The sequence below is a fragment of the Sulfitobacter sp. JL08 genome, assembly GCF_003352045.1.
In the GTDB taxonomy this organism is placed as follows: Bacteria; Pseudomonadota; Alphaproteobacteria; order Rhodobacterales; family Rhodobacteraceae; genus JL08.
The window spans coordinates 1,095,075-1,110,102 of the sequence record NZ_CP025815.1 but is presented as its reverse complement, the minus strand read 5'-3'; the positions used below and the strand labels follow the sequence as shown (position 1 = coordinate 1,110,102).

Sequence of the window (15,028 nt, the reverse complement as noted above, 5' to 3'; positions counted from 1 at the left end):
GTGCTTAAAGCGTCATGTCAGGTGTGACGTAAATCAGGGTCGGGCCATCTGCATCGAACGCTGCACGCACATCCGCCTGTAATGCCTCAAGCGTAGCAGGCGTTGTGGCGCGGGCGCCGAACGCTTCGGCCAGCTTGCAAAAATCGGGGTTTCGCGCAATGACGGCATTGGGGGCGATCTGGGCGCGCACCATACTGTCCTCAATCTCTTTCAGCTTGCCGTTGTCCCATAGAATGATGGGTAGGCTAAGCCCCAGTTCCACCGCGACACCCAGTTCCTGCATTGTATAGTGGAACCCGTAATCGCCGATGATCACCATTGTCGGTTTGCCGCGCCGGGCCACGGCCCCGCCGATACCCGCGGGCAGCGCATAACCCAGCGTGCCGAAACCATAGGGATGGTGCCAGTGTTTGGGCCGTGTCATCGGCCAAACCTCTTTGGCGACATAGGCAAACTGGGTCATGTCCGAATAGATCATCGTATCGTCCGGCACGGCTGCACGCAGCGCATCACAGATTGGCACGATACCGGGGCGTTCCGCATCGGTTTCCGAACGCCAGCGCGCCCGTGCTTCGGCCACTTCGGCAACGCTCCATCTGGTATCGGGTGTGTTGTTTTCGGTTGCTGCCCACAAGGCCTTGGCCACATCCGCCGCATCGGCCAGCAGCTTGACCGATGCGCGCTGATCATCAGACAGGCTGACAGGGTCGATATCGACCCGGATCAGGGTCGCACTGTGCCCCAGATGGGCGCGCCACAGATCGACTTCGGCCAGTTCGGTGCCGACAGCAATCACCAGATCAGCCGTGGCAATAACATCAGCACTGCCCGGCCGCGCGAGGGTTGATCCGAAATCCAGATCATAGCCCGCACCGGCAAATCCGCGCCCCGCATAGGTCTGAAAACAGGCCGCACCGGTCTGTATCAGAACCTGACGCCACAGATTGCTGCACGCCCCGCCGCCGAACACGAAAAGCGGCCGGCGCGCGATGTTCAGCAGCGACAGAAGCGGGCTGATGTCGGGCGGGCCGGCCTTGGCGCGCAAACCGGGCATATTGGGCGGCTCTGCCGGGGCGGCATCGGCCTCGAGCTGGGCAATGGGCACCTGAATATGTTTCGCGCGCGGGCGCTGGGTGGCGAATTCTTCGAAAGCACGATCCACCAGACCATAGGCCGCAGCAGGGCTGTGCGCGGTATGGGACCAGTCGCACACCGTACCGGCGGCGATTTCCTGATCCTTCATCTGGTGCAACTGTCCCTGACGCGATGCGGTTTCATCCAGACAGGATGAAATCACCAGCACCTGAACCGAATCGCTGTTGGCCTGCCCCATCGGCGTCATGATGTTGCACACACCCGGTCCGGTGATCACATAGGCAACACCCGGCGTTCCGGTGGCGCGGGCATAGCCATCGGCCATGAAACCTGCGCCCTGTTCGTGGCGCGCCAGAACATGGGTGATCCCGGCCTCCTGAATGCCGCGATACATTTCCTGATTATGCACGCCGGGAATGCCGAAAATCACATCGACTCCGCGATCTTTCAGCATATGCGAAATCTGGGCACCCAAAGGGCGTGTCATACCCGTATCCGCGGTTTTTCTTGTCATTTTCAGGATCTCCAGAATTGTACGGTAAGAATAGCATAAACCGCCAGCAGCTCTAATCGTCCGATCAGCATTGCCGCGCTTAGCATCCATTTTGCAGTGTCATTCAGACCGGCAAAGTTGCCGGCGGGGCCGATCTGATCCCCCAGACCCGGCCCGATATTGGCCAGCGCCGCCGCCGCGCCCGAAACGGATGTCGTGAAATCCAGCCCCGTCAGCCCCAGCCCGACAGCCAGCACGCCCAGCGTGACGACAAAGAACATGAAAAACGACATCACCGAGCCAAGTACGTCTTCGCTGACCGGCCTGCCATCATAACGTGGCGTGAACACGCCGTTGGGCGATCTGATCTTGTATAGCTGGGCCCGGATCGACGCGAACAGCAGCTGATAGCGGAAAATCTTGATCGAACAGGCCGTTGAACCCGCACATCCGCCTATCAGCCCGGTGAAAAACAGAACGGCAATCGGCAAGGCGCCCCAGATCATGTAGTCCGCGCTGGCATAGCCTGTGCCCGTCAGCAATGACACCGTATTGAACAGCGCCTTGCGAAACATTTCCTCGCCCACCTCGCCGGCCTGAAACATTTTCCAGAACACGATGGTCAGCACCAGAACAACAGCGGTGCCAAAGAATGCGCGTATCTGGCTGTCATGAAACAGGGGCTGGGCGGATCCCGCAGTCAACTGCACGAACCGCACAAACGGCAATGCGGCCAGCAGCATAAAGGCCACCGCCGCATATTCGGTCATTCCGGTAAAGCTGGCGAAGGATGCATCGTAATTGGAAAACCCGCCCGTCGCGATTGTGGTCATGGCGTGCACGGTGGCATCAAACGCATTCATGCCGGTGCTGATATAGGCAATGGTGCAGGCCAGTGTCAGGCCGATGTAGATCACCGAAATCCGGCTGGAAATTTCGGTCGCCCTTGGCAGAATTTTTCCAAAAGTATCAAAGCCTTCCGAGCGGAAAATCTGCATCCCGCCGACACGCAGTTCCGGCAGGAACACCATCGCCACAACGATGATACCGATGCCCCCCAGCCACTGCAAAATGCCGCGCCACAACAACAATCCCTTGGGCAGGTCTTCCAATCCAGAGAAAACCGTTGATCCCGTTGTGGTCAGGCCCGACATCGCCTCAAAGAAAGCATCTACAAACCGTGCTTCGGTCGCGCCGAACACAAACGGGATCGCGCCGAACAAAGGCAGGGTCAGCCAGACGCCAGTGGTCAGCAAAAAGGTTTGCTGGATTGTCAGGCCTTCGCGCACGCCGTTGGCACATGCCAGCGCGATCAACCCGCCGCAAAGCATTGTAATAACGGAACTTTCAAGGAAAACGGGCCAATGTTCGCGCCCCTCGGCCAGATCGACCAGCAATGGCAACAGCATGGTCAGGCCCAGCATGGCCACCAACAGGCCGATCACATATCCGACAGGGCGCAGGTCAATCATGAGGCGCAGGGTTGGCCGCAGGACAGCCGACTGTCAAGCAGGGACAGCAGCCCATTCGACGAACGCCCCGCCTGGCGCCCTTCGTCACGCCACAAGAGGGTCGGGCGTGACGTGTGATCGGGGGCGTCCGTCTTACTTGGCGGGTGGCTTGGCCAGACTGATCTTGGCCTTTGTTTCGTCTTTCCCGGCGTCCACCGATTGCGCGTTCAATGCAGCGGGCAACGCAGGCGGCATGGACGGGGCGCGGGGCCGTTTGACTGCGGCCTTCGCGTTCGATGGTGTGCTCCGTTCAGGCGTTGCGGCAGGAACCGCAGGTTTGGCCGGGCTTACCGGGGCATCGGCGGCCTTCGCGGCGGGCACGGGTTTTGGCGCTGCATCAGATTTTGGCGCTGGTGCGGCGGGCGCAGCGACCTTGGGCTGTGCAGCAGGTGCAGGCGCGGGCGCTGCAACCGGTTTTTCAACCTGTGCCGGTGCAGGCGCAGCGGTTTTCGCAACGGGCGTTGGCGTCGGCGCAACCACAGCTTTTGCAACAGGCTCAGGCTGTGCGACAGGTTTGGCAACCACCGGTTTTGGTTTGATTTTGGCTTTAACAGGCTTTGCCGCAGCGGTTTTGACGACTTTGACAGGCTTGGCGTCCGGTTTGGGTGTTGTGGCCACCACCCGCGACGGTTTCTGGCGCACCGGTTTCGCCTTGCGCTGGGGTTTGCGCGGTTTGGGGGCGGCAGAAACCGCAGGTTTCGGCGCGGTGGCGGGCGCGTCAGGGGTTGTTGGCAACCAGACAAGCGGCGCGTTCCTGATTGACTGCATCACGATTTGCGAGGCTTTCAGATTGCTGGCCCATGTGTAGCCTGCCAGTTTCAGGCAGGCGGCGGAAAAGGCCAATGGATGTGTCATAGGGATCATTTCAAATCTCCGATCATGTCGTTCATTTGCTAAGTCTGAGAGTTGTGGGGCCGCGCCGCGCCAGCCGTTTCCGGTTGGATCTGGCCTTTTTGGACAATGGTTTGATCGCGGCGGCCATAATTTTGTCGGGGGCCCCGCCCTTGATGGCTGTCATGGTGCTGGCCACCATTGCTTCGGTAAAGGCCGGCCCCTTTTCACGCAGCATGGCGTGGTTTTCGCCCCGTGGCACGGACCAGGCCCCACCCATACCCATCAGCCTGTAGGCCACAACACTGTGCGCTTCGGTGATCAGCGTTGCATAGGATACCCACAAGGTTGCGATGTCGGCGGGTGAAGGGTGCTTCATTCAGCACACCGGTTCTTGCTGCATCGCAGCAGTCGCGCGAGTCTGACCGAAAAATCTTGCCTTGCCATCGAAAACCGCCTTTTATCGACCAAATCAAGGTCAACCATACGCAGTTTTTCTATTGATGACAGATAAAAATGCTGCACTGCGGCATTAAGTGTCAATCTGGGCTTTCATGCGGGTTCTGCCCAGATTGGGCCCGGTGGGACTGCACGCCGCATCAACGTTGGAAACGTCCGCGATCTTATCCGACGTGGAACAGCGTGCTGAACAGTTTGGGATCAAGGCTCGTGCTTGCGAACATACCGCCCTCTGTCAGAACGCTGACCGCATCATGGCTGTGCAGGCTTTCCTGATGGCTGGCGATGATACGGAAATCCCCTACCCTCACATCTGCCTGAAGCTGTTCACAGAACAGACGCGCCGCGTCTTCCACAAAAATCGGATTGGCGGCGTTCAGTTCCGCAAAGGCCTGTTCGTCTTCGCGTTTGACCATCACCTGTGTTTCGGTGGGCACCGCGCGGCGGCACATATCAATCAGATCCTCGAACCAGAGACAGTTTGCGGCACTGTCCAGTTCGACCGAAATGCGCGCGACAGAGCGTTGCGAATGGGGTGTCGCCAATTGGCCGCGCGTAATGCGCGCATGTTCGGATAGTTCAAGCGAACACGGGCAAGTTGACGAGTATACATAGTCCAGATGTATGATTTTTGAACGTACACCGTTCTGCTCAACCAGTTCCAGCGCTATGTCGTAATACTGATATCCGCTTAACCCCGAGCGCAGACTGTCCATTTTGACCGGAAAGGAAAACCGCATCTGGATGCGCGCATCAAAGCTGTCCAGATCGGTTTTGTAATCATCAAGTGCGGCTTCGATCACTTCAAAGCTGAACGTGCGTTCGGCCTGTTTGTAAAAGCTGCGCATGATGCGCGACATGTTGATGCCCTTCTTGTCCGCGTCAAGGCTGACAGACCCGGTGACCGAGGTTTCAAGTGTCAGATCGCCATTGTCACGGGTGTGAAACCGGATGGGCAACCGAAAATTCGAAATTCCGACATGCTGGATTTGGCGGCGCGCGCCGCGGATCAGGCTGCTGGGGCCGTTTTGCAGATCGGGCAATCCGGCCTTGTAGGTTGCATCGACCGTGAAAGCTTCGGGGTATTCGCGGGACAGGGCCGGATAATCCGTCAGACCGGATGCCGGGATCAGGGCCGCAAGCGACGGGTCAAGTTGCGCGATATCCGCCGGGCTGGCTTGGGCCGCCCATTGACGCAATACATCCAGTGCCGCTTGGGCGTCGTCGGCATCAGGCAAGGCAGTCAGATCAGGCGCGTGAAGGTTCAACGGTACAACCCCTTTGAAATCATCGAACCACATACATAATGGTTCCATGTATTAAAATCCATTCACAAGTGTTTACGCGCGCACCCTGCGACCGGATCAATCTGAATCCGACATGGCCAGCATCTTCTGGAAACTTTTCATGCGCCGGCTTCTGTTCTTGTAATGTGCCGAAATCATAACAAACGGACGTGGCAGTTCGATGACGGCATCGGACAGACAGGCCAGCCGGGCAGCGTTGACGTGGCCCAAAACCATGCTGCGCGGCACAAGAGCAGCGCCAACACCCGCTTCGGCCATTGCGATGGCCGAAGCGACTGACGCGACCGTAACGTCCACCCCTGCCCCCCGATCACGAACCGGCCCGTGATTGGCAATCCAGTGCGCCCATCGCGGCACACTGCTAATCGCCGCCCCCCAGTCAACATGGATCAGACGGCCTGTCGCCAGATCAAAGCGGGGATCAGCTGCAACCGGGACCAGCGCATCGGTGAATAGCGGGGTAATCTGGTAATCCGGCAATTCGCCACCATAGGTCAGGCGAATATCAATTCCGTCGCCTTCCATATCAACCGGATCATGTTCGACCCGGACAACGACCGGAATGTCGGGAAACAAGGTTGAAAACCGTTCCAACTGCGCAGGCAGCCAGAACTGCGCCAGTGTTTCAGTGGCGCTGATCACCAGCGGTATGCCTTTGCCCCCTTCGGTCAGGGCTTGGGTGAACTGCGCGATATCCGATAATGCGGCGGCGGCATTCGTGTAATAATCGCGCCCTGCATCGGTCAGGCGGATCTGGTTGTTGTGCCGTTCGAACAGCTTTCGGTTCAGCCAGGTTTCCAGATTCCGGACCTGCTGGCTTACCGCTGCAGAAGTCACACCCAACTCGCGCCCTGCGGCAGCAAAACTGCTGGATCGGGCGGCGCATTCAAAGGCGCGCAAGGCATTCAGCGGGGGCAGTTTCATCACTGCAGTATTAAAGAAAATCTAGGGGATACCAAGAATTTTTGCAGTGGTGGAAAACGCGTTCGGCAGTCAAAGATGTGGAACCCCAAAGCATGGAAGGGTGCGGTATGCGCGATATCATCGATCTTGAAACCTATCCGCTGGATCAGCCGCACAGCCCCGGCTGGCATCGTCTTGTCGCGCACTGCCGCGGCGAACTGGCACAAACAGGCATGTTCAACCTGCCCGGTCTGATGCGGCTGGATGCGGCCGACAAAGCCGTGGCGCAGATGCAGGGCCAGTTTGCCGAAAACGCCTTTTGTCATACACGATCCCACAACATCTATTTCAGGAAAGACATTCCCGGACTGGCGTCGGATCACCCGGCACTGCGGCTGTGTGAAACATCCAACAGAACCCTGTGTGCGGATCAGATTGCAACGTCGTATCTGCTTGGGCTTTACGAATGGCCCGAATTCGCGGCATTTCTGGCCGCCACGATGCACAAGCCAGAGCTTTTCGTGATGCGCGATCCGTTGGCCCGCGTGAACGTGATGTCCTATCACGCAGGGCAAGCGCTGAACTGGCATTTCGACCGCTCGGAATTCACCACGACGCTGCTGTTGCAAGCGCCCGAACAGGGTGGCGATTTCGAATACAGAACCGATCTGCGTTCGGATGATGACCCGAATTATGATGGTGTCGCGCGATTGCTGACCGGACAGGACGAAATGGTCAAAAGCATTACCCTCACGCCCGGCACATTGAACGTCTTTCGCGGCAAGAACACGGCCCACCGCGTGACCCCGGTGCAGGGCGACACAGCCCGAGTGATCGCCGTGTTTTCGTTTTACGACCGCCCCGGCGTCACCTTTTCGCAGGAAGAGCGGATCGGTTTTTACGGGCGCGCATCATGAACGTTGACACCCCTTTCAAGGATGATCGCAAGCTGGGATACCTGAACAGCGAAGGCGCCGATCGCCCGCTGAAAAGCCCGGTATCCCAGAATGTTCTGGAACGCGCGCGGGCCTACCGGTTGGCGCGGTTGCGCACGGTCCTGGGCGAATATGATGTGGCTGGCCTGCTTTTGTACGATCCGGTCAACATCCGGTACGCGGTTGACTGTTCCAACATGGGCGTCTGGACGGCACACAACCCGATGCGCTACGCGATGATCCTGACCGGTGGTCCGGGCATCATGTTCGAATTCAAGGGCTGTGAACACCTGAACGACGGGCTGGATGGCATAGACGAGTTGCGCAATTCGATTGCCTGGATGTTCATGGCCGCAGGCGACAAATCACATGACCGACTGAACCGCTGGGCCGACGAAATCGCCCAGACCCTGCGCGAACACGGCGGCGGCAACTTGCGTCTTGGCGTCGACCGGATGGAACCCGAAGGCGTTTATGCCCTGCAATCGCGCGGCATCACGATCATTGATGCAGGCCAGATCACCGAAATCGCCCGCGCCATCAAATCGGCAGATGAAATCGAACTGATGCGCTGGACCATCCGCGTCTGCGAGGCCGGAATGGCCCGTATTTACGACCATTCCGTTCCGGGCGCGACTGAAACCGAACTGTGGGCGCATCTGCATTTCGAAAACGCACGCTCTGGCGGGGACTGGCTGGAAACCAAATTGCTGACCTGTGGCCCCAACACCAAACCGTGGTATCGGGAATGTTCGTCGCGCCCCTGCCAAAAGGGTGAAATGATCGCCTTTGATACCGACATGATCGGTCCCTACGGATACTGCGCCGATCTGAGCCGGTCATGGACCTGCGGCTACACCCCGATGAATGATGAGCAGCGACGCATTTACAGTGCCGCCCGCGACCAGATCGAACATAATCTGGCATTGATAGAACCGGGGCTGAGTTTTGCCGAGTTCAACGCCAAAAGCTGGCAAATCCCGCCCGCCTACCAGCCCTACCGCTATTCGCTTGCGGCCCACGGTGTGGGCATGGCCGACGAATGGCCGGTGATCGCCCTGCATCCCGATTTTGCCGACAGCCAAAGCGGCACGTTCGAGGCGGGTCAGGTTATCTGTGTCGAAAGCCTGATCGCCGACGCGCATAGCGAAAGCGTCAAGCTGGAAACCCAGGTTCTGATCACCCACAGCGGCACCGAACGGCTGGACAGTTTCCCCTGGGAAGATGTCTAGGACGCCGCCAGTGCCTGCGTGATATCCGCGATCAGATCGCCCTGATCCTCGATCCCCACCGAAATCCGCACCAGCCCGCGGGTGATTCCCAGCGCCTGTTTCTGATCTTCGGGCAGGCGCTGATGCGTCGTGGTGGCCGGATGCGTCACGATGGTTTTCGCATCCCCCAGATTGTTGGAAATCGTGCACAGGCTCAGCGCATTCAGGAACCGGAACGCCGCCTCTTGTCCGTCGGCCAGATCAATCGACAGAACGGTGCCGCCCTTGATCATCTGCGCCTGGCTCAGTTCATGCTGCGCATGGGCGGGGTGGCCCGGGTAAATCACCCGCGCCAATGCGCTGTGCCCGTCCAGTGCACTGGCGATTGCCAGAGCCGTATCTGCCTGCGCATTTACCCGCAAATGCATGGTTTCAAGGCCTTTCAGCATGATCCACGCCGTAAAAGGGCTCATCGAGCCGCCGGTGTGCTTCATGTAGGGTTCAACAGTGCCGCGAATGAAATCGCGCCGCCCAAGGATCACGCCGCCCAGCGCACGCCCCTGCCCGTCGATATGTTTGGTGGCCGAATACACAACCACATCCGCCCCCTGTTCGAAGGCGCGCGAAAACACCGGGGTGGCAAACACATTGTCGACAACCACCTGCGCGCCGACCCTGTGCGCCATGTCCGAAACAGCGCGAATATCAATCACTTCCAGCGTCGGATTGGATACCGATTCAAAGAACACCAGCTTGGTGTCATGGCGCAGAGCATTCTGCCATTGCGAAAGGTCTGTGCCGTCGACAAACGTCACGTCGACCCCAAAACGGGTCAGCACCTCTTCCAGCACATAAAGACAGGATCCGAACAGCGCGCGCGCCGCCACTACATGATCGCCCGCACGCAACATCGCAGTCAGCGCGCCGCTGACAGCCGCCATGCCGCTGGCCGTGGCAAACCCGTCCTCGGCGCCTTCCAGTGCCGCAATCCGGTCTTCGAACATCGCAACTGTCGGGTTGCCATAGCGGGCATAGATGAATTCCTCGCGCCCGGCTTCGACAAACCGTGCCTCTGCCGCTTCGGCACTGTCATAGACAAAGCCCTGCGTCAGGAATATCGACTCGCTCACTTCGCCGTACTGGCTGCGTCTTGTGCCGCTGTGTACGGCTTTGGTGCGGCTGTTCCAGGTCTCGCTCATCTGATCGTCCTCCGGGCGCTTGCGCCCAATAAAAAACCCCCGTCGCGGTCAAGCGAAAGGGGGTCCCTCATCCTGACCTTTTAGCGGCTTGTTTAACGTGGCCCGCAATCCGGTAACAAATCGCCACATAAAACCGATACTGCGCGCCGCGCGCCGCGTCAACACTGCGTGGTCGTCACACTCTCTGGATATCGCAGCCGGGAAGCAGGCCGGTCACGCCGGTTTTGCGCTGTCTTTGCCATGCACCGCATTCCTGTCGTCTCTGCCCTTGCGGCGGGCGCAAAATACGCCACCATAGGCGCAACACTCGAAATGAAAGGGCCATCCCAATGCAAAATCCGATCGATCTATATTACTGGCCCACGCCGAATGGCTGGAAAATCTCGATCGCGCTGGAAGAAATGGGCCTGCCCTACACCCTGCATCTGGTCAATATCGGTGCGGGCGACCAGTTCAAACCCGAGTTTCTGAAAATCGCGCCAAACAACAGGATGCCGGCGATCGTCGATCCTGCCGGCCCAGATGATGCCCCGGTTTCAATCTTTGAAAGCGGCGCGATCCTGCAATATCTGGCGCGAAAGACCGGCCAGTTCGGCGGACAAACCGAACGCGACCGGGTCGCAATCGAACAATGGCTGATGTGGCAGATGGGCGGGGTTGGCCCGATGGCGGGGCAAGCGCACCATTTTCTGAAATACGCCCCCGCGATGGATCCCCCCAATGATCTGCCCTATGCCAAGGACCGGTATCGCAATGAAACCGCGCGCCTTTACGGTGTGCTGGACAGACAGCTGGAACAGAACGAATTTGTCGCCGGACCGGACTATTCCATCGCCGATATGGCCATCTGGCCCTGGGCCTCGCTTTGGGAAGGGCAGCAGCAAACGCTGGATGACAAGCCCCATTTTGCCAGATGGCTGGACAGCGTCGCCGCCCGCCCTGCCGTACAACGCGGCCGCGCTCTGGCCGCCGAACTGCGCACCAATCTGGCCTCCAAAGACCAGCGGTCGGCCCAGGACGTTCTATTCAAAAAGGGCTGATCCTGACCCAAAACAGGCGCACCGCCCGCCTTCATCTTTTCAAAAATACTTTCACCGAAGGTGACAAAAAAAGGTGTCACGCCGCAGGCACGTCATTGTCCCTGATCGTCGTTGTCGGTATCGATCATGTAGCCTTGCAGCGCCATGATCTGCCACCACAAATACGCCATCAGCGCGATGGGAAAGCCGAAGGTTTCGATCTTGACCCACATATCGGTCGACATCGTGCGCCAGATGATTTCGTTGGCAACCGCCAGCACCGCAAAGCCCAGACACAACCTTCTGGTCAGGATCATCCAGCCTTCGTGCTGCATCGGCATCACCTCGGCCATCACATAGGCCAGATAGGATTGTCCGCGCAAAAGCCCGATACCCAAAAGGGCCGAAAACGTACCGTAAACCAGCGTGGTTTTCATTTTGAAGAACCGCTCGTCATTGAACCACGCGGTCAGACCGCCAAAAAAGATCACCATAAAGGCGGTGAAGACCTGCATCCGGCTCAGCTGGCCGGTCAGCGCCCACAGAATGCCCATTGCAACCAGAAGGATCGGCACGAACACCAGCGCCGCAACGATAAAACCTGAATACTCGGTGCCGTTCCATTGATAGGTTTCATCGCGGATCAGCAGGTAGATCCCGAAAAAAACAAGCGTCGGGCCAAGCTCCAGCACCTGCTTGAGAACAGGGTTGATCTGTTTTGCGTCATTCATTTCATGCTCCTATCCGCCCATCTCAACGATCACGGCCCCAAGTGCAATAAGCGCCATCAGAAAAATGCGCCGCGGTCCGACGGTTTCCTTCAGCACAAGCCATCCGATCAGGGCGGCAAATACGGTCGATGTTTCGCGCAACACCGCCGCTTCGCCGACCTTGTCCAGACGCGTGGCCAGCATGATCGATCCGAAACTCAGAAAAGCGGTCAGTCCGCCGAACACGCCGCGCGCCATCAGCGGGGCGATGGCGGGCGGGTTGGGCATGTTGCGCCAGCGGGCATAGGCGATGAACGGCATCACCATCCCGTCAAACATGAAAAACCATGCCAGAAACGTAAAGGGGTTGGCCGTCGCGCGGATGCCATAGGCGTCATAGGTCGTATAAAGTGCCACGAACAGGCCCGTCAGAACCGCCAGAAACAACGCCAGTTTCAGCGTGTCCCTCTCGGTTTCCAGAAACATCAGATTATAGACGGCCAACCCGAATATGCCGCATAACAGTACCGCAATGCCCATCCACTGCACGCCGGTGAACACTTCGCCAAAAAGATAATAGGCCCCGATCACCGTGAACAGCGGGCCCATGCCGCGCACCACCGGATAAACAACCGTATAGGCCCCCTTGGTATAGGCCTGCGCCTGCAACATCTTGTAAACAAGGTGAATTGCAAAAGCGGTGGCAAAGATGATCCACATGTGCGGCTCGGGCCAGGGCACCACAAACAGGGCAAAGGGAGCGGCCATCAGGCAATAGGATATATCGATCGCGCCGCGCGTCAGCCACGGATCATGCCGCCCCTTTTGCAAGGCCCCGAACACCGCGTGCAAAAAAGCCGCAAGAATGGCCAGCCCAAGCGCCAGTTGATGGCCGGCCTCGGTGCCTTCCAGCGCGACGAACCAGTCACCCATACGCGTGAATGGCCTGACGGGTTCGGGCGTTGGACTCGATCACCTGTCGAGCCCGGTCAGTGCGGCGGCGAAGTCTTCGGGGTCGAACGCATCCAGATCGTCGATCTGTTCGCCAACACCGATCGCATGAATGGGCAGGCCGAATTTATCGGCCAGCGCCACCAGAACGCCACCCTTGGCTGTGCCGTCAAGCTTGGTCATCACCAGCCCCGACACATCGGATACTTCCTGAAAGATCTTGACCTGGTTCAGCGCGTTCTGACCTGTCGTGGCATCCAGCACCAGCAAGGTGTTGTGCGGCGCGCTGGGGTCTTTCTTGCGGATCACGCGCACGATCTTGGCCAGTTCTTCCATCAGGTCGCCGCGGTTTTGCAGCCGCCCCGCCGTGTCGATCATCAACAGATCGGCGCCGTCCTGTTGCGCCTTGGTCATCGCGTCAAAGGCCAGACTGGCCGGATCGGACCCTTCGGGCGCTGTCAGGACCGGCACACCGGCCCGTTCGCCCCAGACCTGCAGTTGTTCCACCGCAGCCGCACGGAAGGTATCGCCTGCGGCGATCACCACTTTCTTGCCGGCAGCACGGAACTGGCTGGCCAGTTTGCCGATGGTTGTGGTTTTGCCCGATCCGTTCACGCCCACCACAAGAACCACTTGCGGGCGGTGCGGATAGAGCGGCATCGGCTTGGCGACAGGCTCCATGATTCGGGCGATTTCGCGCGCCAGCAGTTCCTTGATCTCGGTTGCTGACAGTTTCTTGCCAAAACGGCCTTCGGCCATGTTGGCGGTCACACGCAACGCGGTATCAACGCCCATATCCGCCGAAATCAGCAGTTCTTCCAGCTGTTCCAGCATGTCGTCGTCCAGCACGCGGCGGACCACGGTTGTCTTTTCACCACGCCTGAACAGACGGCCCAGAAGGCCGGTCGATTTTTCCGCCACCGGTTCGGGTTCCTGCGTTGCCATCGGTTCGGGACGTGCCAGCGTGACCGGCTGCGACGCGGCAGGTTCCGGTTCCGGTTCCGGTTCCGGTTCCGGTTCCGGTTCCGGTTCCGGTTCCGGTTCCGGTTCCGGTTCCGGTTCCGGTTCCGGTTCCGGTTCCGGTTCCGGTTCCGGTTCCGGTTCCGGTTCCGGTTGAACGGACTCCATCGCGGGCTTTGGTGCAACCACTTCTGGCTCTGGCTCTGGCTCTGGCTCTGGCTCTGGCTCTGGCTCTGGCTCTGGCTCTGGCTCTGGCTCTGGCTCTGGCTCTGGCTCTGGCTCTGGCTCTGGCTCTGGCTCTGGCTCTGGCTCTGGCTCTGGCTCTGGCTCTGGCTCTGGAATGCGGTCTCCCGGTTCCGGGGCAATGGCAACAGGGCTTTCGTCCGTTTCCGGAATTTCTTCTTCGGTGCCGCCATCTTCCATGATGGCGTCCAGACCTTCATCAATCTTGGACGACGATTTGAACAACCGGTCTTTGAGTTTTTTGAAAAACGACATGCACCCTCCGCCACTCGGTTGATTTCACCTAATGGGGATTTGCGCCAGATGGAAGGCCGTGCGACTTGCCTTGGGGTTTCAAACTAAAATATGATCGTCAAAGGACCACCTTGCATGTGGCCGGAAACCGCAATGGCCAAGTGCGAAGGGGAGGATATGAAAATGATCACACCGCCCGCCGGCTTGGCCGAGGCCGTATCGGCGCAGTTGGCACAGCCGTTTAAACGTGTGACACACTTTACCCATAACGGCACCGTTTACTGGATCAAGCGCCCTGAACGGGCAGATGCACGGATGCGCCTGCAGAAAGGCAACGCACAGCGCAATTTCGATGCGGAACGGAAGGCACTGAAAACGCTGAATGCGGCGGGTCTGCCTTTTCCGTCAATCCTTCTGGACAGCCCTGATTACTTTGTGACCCCGGATGGCGGCGTACCGCTGATGCAGCTATTGCGAGAGGCAAAACTGCCCGAGGCAGAACGGGTGACCGCGTTCGAAGCGGCGGGGCGTGCCCTTGCGCTGATGCATCAGGCCGGATTTGCCCATGGCCGCCCGTCGATCAAGGATATTTGTTGGAAAGACGGGCAGATCACCCTGCTTGATCTGGAATATTACAGCCCGGCGCATAACAGTTTCAGGTATCAGGTGCGTGACCTGATCATATTCCTGCACAGCGCCTTTGCCGCCGTAGAAGAACAGCGCCCCGAGATGACAGCGGCGATGCGCGCCTATCGACTGCATGACACGAATTCCATCTGGGCCGGCGCGCAGGCATGGTGCCACCGCTACCGCTGGCTTGATCCGCTGACGCGTCCGATACAGGCGCTGAAAACGCGCCATGTGCGCGATTTCCGTGCGCTGCCCTTGCTTTTTGACGCCCTGAAAGACGCGGCGGCACAGGGTGGCTGAACCCTGCCACACTTTGCCTGTGGCGGTATTGCCGGTT

Annotated in this window: 14 protein-coding genes and 1 riboswitch; of the genes, 4 read left to right on the top strand and 10 right to left on the bottom strand. The window is 58.9% G+C overall.

Going from position 1 to position 15,028, the window contains the following annotated elements; all coding sequences use genetic code 11:
* Window positions 1–4: 4 nt before the first annotated feature.
* The 6 genes from C1J05_RS05655 to C1J05_RS05630 all read right to left on the bottom strand — a co-directional run bounded on the left by C1J05_RS05655 (window position 5) and on the right by C1J05_RS05630 (window position 6,620).
* Window positions 5–1,582: a thiamine pyrophosphate-binding protein gene (locus C1J05_RS05655; RefSeq protein ID WP_114872142.1), complete on the bottom strand. Its 1,578-nt coding sequence runs from the start codon at window positions 1,580–1,582 to the stop codon at window positions 5–7.
* Window positions 1,583–1,611: 29 nt separating this feature from the next.
* Complete coding sequence (locus C1J05_RS05650; protein WP_114869398.1) at window positions 1,612–3,060, bottom strand: TrkH family potassium uptake protein; 1,449 nt, start codon at window positions 3,058–3,060, stop codon at window positions 1,612–1,614.
* Between the two features lie 132 nt (window positions 3,061–3,192).
* Window positions 3,193–3,963, bottom strand: a complete 771-nt coding sequence (locus tag C1J05_RS05645; protein WP_205389083.1) for a hypothetical protein — start codon at window positions 3,961–3,963, stop codon at window positions 3,193–3,195.
* A gap of 22 nt (window positions 3,964–3,985) precedes the next feature.
* A complete protein-coding gene (locus C1J05_RS05640; RefSeq protein ID WP_114869396.1) occupies window positions 3,986–4,309 on the bottom strand; it encodes an antifreeze protein in 324 nt (107 codons plus the stop codon).
* 244 nt (window positions 4,310–4,553) lie between these two features.
* Complete coding sequence (gene folE2, locus C1J05_RS05635; protein ID WP_114872141.1) at window positions 4,554–5,657, bottom strand: GTP cyclohydrolase FolE2; 1,104 nt, start codon at window positions 5,655–5,657, stop codon at window positions 4,554–4,556.
* Between the two features lie 96 nt (window positions 5,658–5,753).
* Window positions 5,754–6,620, bottom strand: coding sequence for a LysR family transcriptional regulator (locus tag C1J05_RS05630; protein ID WP_114869395.1), 867 nt, complete (start codon window positions 6,618–6,620; stop codon window positions 5,754–5,756).
* Between the two features lie 107 nt (window positions 6,621–6,727).
* Between C1J05_RS05630 and C1J05_RS05625 the strand changes: the two genes are divergently transcribed.
* Window positions 6,728–7,516, top strand: coding sequence for a HalD/BesD family halogenase (locus C1J05_RS05625; protein WP_114872140.1), 789 nt, complete (start codon window positions 6,728–6,730; stop codon window positions 7,514–7,516).
* Window positions 7,513–8,766, top strand: coding sequence for a M24 family metallopeptidase (locus C1J05_RS05620; RefSeq protein WP_114869394.1), 1,254 nt, complete (start codon window positions 7,513–7,515; stop codon window positions 8,764–8,766). The genes C1J05_RS05625 and C1J05_RS05620 overlap by 4 nt, the downstream gene beginning before the upstream one ends.
* Here the strand turns inward: C1J05_RS05620 and metZ are convergent.
* Window positions 8,763–9,944, bottom strand: a complete 1,182-nt coding sequence (gene metZ, locus C1J05_RS05615; protein ID WP_114869393.1) for an O-succinylhomoserine sulfhydrylase — start codon at window positions 9,942–9,944, stop codon at window positions 8,763–8,765. The two genes, C1J05_RS05620 and metZ, sit on opposite strands and share 4 nt — an antisense overlap.
* A 60-nt stretch (window positions 9,945–10,004) precedes the next feature.
* A riboswitch (SAM riboswitch) is annotated at window positions 10,005–10,081 on the bottom strand.
* Window positions 10,082–10,273: 192 nt separating this feature from the next.
* On the opposite strand from metZ, the gene C1J05_RS05610 reads away from it, so the two are divergent.
* On the top strand, window positions 10,274–10,984 hold the full coding sequence (locus C1J05_RS05610; RefSeq protein WP_114869392.1) for a glutathione S-transferase N-terminal domain-containing protein: 711 nt from the start codon (window positions 10,274–10,276) through the stop codon (window positions 10,982–10,984).
* Between the two features lie 92 nt (window positions 10,985–11,076).
* On the opposite strand, the gene C1J05_RS05605 is transcribed toward C1J05_RS05610, so the two are convergent.
* From C1J05_RS05605 to ftsY, 3 genes are read right to left on the bottom strand one after another with little or no spacing between them, the layout of a single operon-like run.
* Window positions 11,077–11,694, bottom strand: a complete 618-nt coding sequence (locus tag C1J05_RS05605; RefSeq protein ID WP_114869391.1) for an inner membrane-spanning protein YciB — start codon at window positions 11,692–11,694, stop codon at window positions 11,077–11,079.
* 9 nt (window positions 11,695–11,703) lie between these two features.
* Window positions 11,704–12,606 carry an EamA family transporter gene (locus tag C1J05_RS05600; RefSeq protein WP_114869390.1) on the bottom strand — a complete coding sequence of 301 codons (903 nt, stop codon included), beginning with the start codon at window positions 12,604–12,606 and terminating at the stop codon, window positions 11,704–11,706.
* A gap of 39 nt (window positions 12,607–12,645) precedes the next feature.
* A complete protein-coding gene (gene ftsY / locus C1J05_RS05595; protein ID WP_114869389.1) occupies window positions 12,646–14,082 on the bottom strand; it encodes a signal recognition particle-docking protein FtsY in 1,437 nt (478 codons plus the stop codon).
* Window positions 14,083–14,238: 156 nt separating this feature from the next.
* On the opposite strand from ftsY, the gene C1J05_RS05590 reads away from it, so the two are divergent.
* On the top strand, window positions 14,239–14,991 hold the full coding sequence (locus tag C1J05_RS05590; RefSeq protein WP_162797926.1) for a phosphotransferase: 753 nt from the start codon (window positions 14,239–14,241) through the stop codon (window positions 14,989–14,991).
* The last annotated feature ends 37 nt before the right edge of the window (window positions 14,992–15,028 follow it).

Coding starts and splice junctions, on each gene's coding strand:
- C1J05_RS05655 (WP_114872142.1), bottom strand. CDS start 1,582: ATGACACGCCCTTTGGGTGCCCAGATTTCGCATATGCTGAAAGATCGC.
- C1J05_RS05650 (WP_114869398.1), bottom strand. CDS start 3,060: ATGATTGACCTGCGCCCTGTCGGATATGTGATCGGCCTGTTGGTGGCC.
- C1J05_RS05645 (WP_205389083.1), bottom strand. CDS start 3,963: ATGATCCCTATGACACATCCATTGGCCTTTTCCGCCGCCTGCCTGAAA.
- C1J05_RS05640 (WP_114869396.1), bottom strand. CDS start 4,309: ATGAAGCACCCTTCACCCGCCGACATCGCAACCTTGTGGGTATCCTAT.
- C1J05_RS05630 (WP_114869395.1), bottom strand. CDS start 6,620: ATGAAACTGCCCCCGCTGAATGCCTTGCGCGCCTTTGAATGCGCCGCC.
- C1J05_RS05625 (WP_114872140.1), top strand. CDS start 6,728: ATGCGCGATATCATCGATCTTGAAACCTATCCGCTGGATCAGCCGCAC.
- C1J05_RS05620 (WP_114869394.1), top strand. CDS start 7,513: ATGAACGTTGACACCCCTTTCAAGGATGATCGCAAGCTGGGATACCTG.
- metZ (WP_114869393.1), bottom strand. CDS start 9,944: ATGAGCGAGACCTGGAACAGCCGCACCAAAGCCGTACACAGCGGCACA.
- C1J05_RS05610 (WP_114869392.1), top strand. CDS start 10,274: ATGCAAAATCCGATCGATCTATATTACTGGCCCACGCCGAATGGCTGG.
- C1J05_RS05605 (WP_114869391.1), bottom strand. CDS start 11,694: ATGAATGACGCAAAACAGATCAACCCTGTTCTCAAGCAGGTGCTGGAG.
- C1J05_RS05600 (WP_114869390.1), bottom strand. CDS start 12,606: ATGGGTGACTGGTTCGTCGCGCTGGAAGGCACCGAGGCCGGCCATCAA.
- ftsY (WP_114869389.1), bottom strand. CDS start 14,082: ATGTCGTTTTTCAAAAAACTCAAAGACCGGTTGTTCAAATCGTCGTCC.
- C1J05_RS05590 (WP_162797926.1), top strand. CDS start 14,239: ATGAAAATGATCACACCGCCCGCCGGCTTGGCCGAGGCCGTATCGGCG.